Origin of the sequence: Sphaerochaeta sp. S2 (genome assembly GCF_016406725.1) — a bacterium.
In the GTDB taxonomy this organism is placed as follows: Bacteria; Spirochaetota; Spirochaetia; order Sphaerochaetales; family Sphaerochaetaceae; genus Sphaerochaeta.
In genome coordinates this window covers 1-1,476 of sequence record NZ_JAEKNT010000391.1, presented here as the reverse complement: position 1 = coordinate 1,476, position 1,476 = coordinate 1, and the positions used below count along the sequence as shown (strand labels likewise).

General features: G+C 50.7%; 1 protein-coding gene. It reads left to right on the top strand.

All coding sequences use genetic code 11. The features are described 5' to 3' along the window. Nucleotides 1-1,476, top strand: a 1,476-nt coding sequence (locus tag JF818_RS11530; RefSeq protein ID WP_198892154.1) for an FAD-dependent oxidoreductase, incomplete at both ends; no start/stop codon positions are given.

Sequence of the window (1,476 nt, the reverse complement as noted above, 5' to 3'; positions counted from 1 at the left end):
GTCTGCTACCAATCCTGTACTGACAACACTACGCTATTTCCCTGAGGAATATGAAAGCCATATCGTAAGAAAGCACTGCGTGGCAGGAACATGTGAAGCGCTGGTGGATGAGCTCTGTTCAAACTCCTGTCCACTTTCCATGAGGATTCCCGCCTATATTGCACTGCTCAGGGAGAATCGATTGGTAGAGGCCTTTACCTCCACCTTGGAAGACAACCCCCTGCCTGGAACACTGGGAAGAATATGCCACTTCCACTGTCAGATGAGGTGTAGACGAGATACCTTGGATGCTCCTGTGCATCAGGGGGAACTGCATCGCTACCTTGCAGATACGCTCTATAAGATGGGTAACGAGCAGGATGTGTATCAGGAGATGGTTGCAAGGATTCCTGCATCCACCGGCAAAAAGATTGGAATTGTAGGAGCAGGCCCAGCTGGTTTGAGTGCAGCCTTCTACCTTGTTCGTCTTGGGCATGAGGTGACCATCTACGATGAACACAAGGAAGCAGGTGGTGTGCTTCGCTATGGCATACCAAGCTATAGACTGCCAAGTGAAGTGCTTGCAAAGGAGTTGGAGCTCTTTGAGCAACTTCCCATTACCTTTGCCTTTAACAAGCGACTCGGTAAGGACATGTGGCTCTCTGATCTCAAAGGCAACTATGATGAAGTCATTCTTGCTCTTGGCTCGTACCATCATGCAACCTTGCAGCTTGATGGTGCTGATAAGGGTCAGGTAGTGCAAGGTACCGATGTCCTCAACGCTCTTGCTGAGGGTGAGGTCCCCTCGGTTGGCAGGCGGGTTGTCATTATTGGAGGCGGCAATGTCGCCATCGATGTTGCCAGGTCTCTCTGGAGAATCGGAGTAGAAGTAACCATTGCTTATAGAAGAGATAAAGAAGATATGCCGGCCAATGAGAGTGAGATCGAGGAAGCCTTCAGTGAAGGTATCCCCTGTATCTTCAACGTTGCACCCAAAAAGGTTGCCAGAGACAAGAAGGGAAGACTTGAAGCCCTTGAGGTGGAGGAGCTGGAGATAGGTGAATATGACCTCAGCGGTAGAAGAATCCGTAGAGGTACCGGCACCATCCGCTCGCTTCCCTGCGATACAGTCATTGTAGCGATCGGGGAACGGGTAGATACAGAACTCTTGCAGAAAGAGAGGCTTGCCGTCTCCCGGCGGGGCCATCTGGAAGTGAATCCATACATGTATGAGACCAACCAAGAGCATGTCTGGGCGATTGGGGATGTCATCAACGGACCTTCCACTGCAGCTGAGGCGATGGGGCAAGGAAAGGAAGTTGCCCGCCTGATCGACCTAAAGTTGAGTGGAGAAGACCGGTTTGCACAGCTTTTCACCACCTTCAGTTATGATCAGACAGTGGGTAAGACCCTGTATGAGGGAAAAGCCATAAACGCCGAAAAACTCCCCGTTGCTGCAAGAAGTGGTTCCTTTGAAGAGGTGAACAAGAGATACAC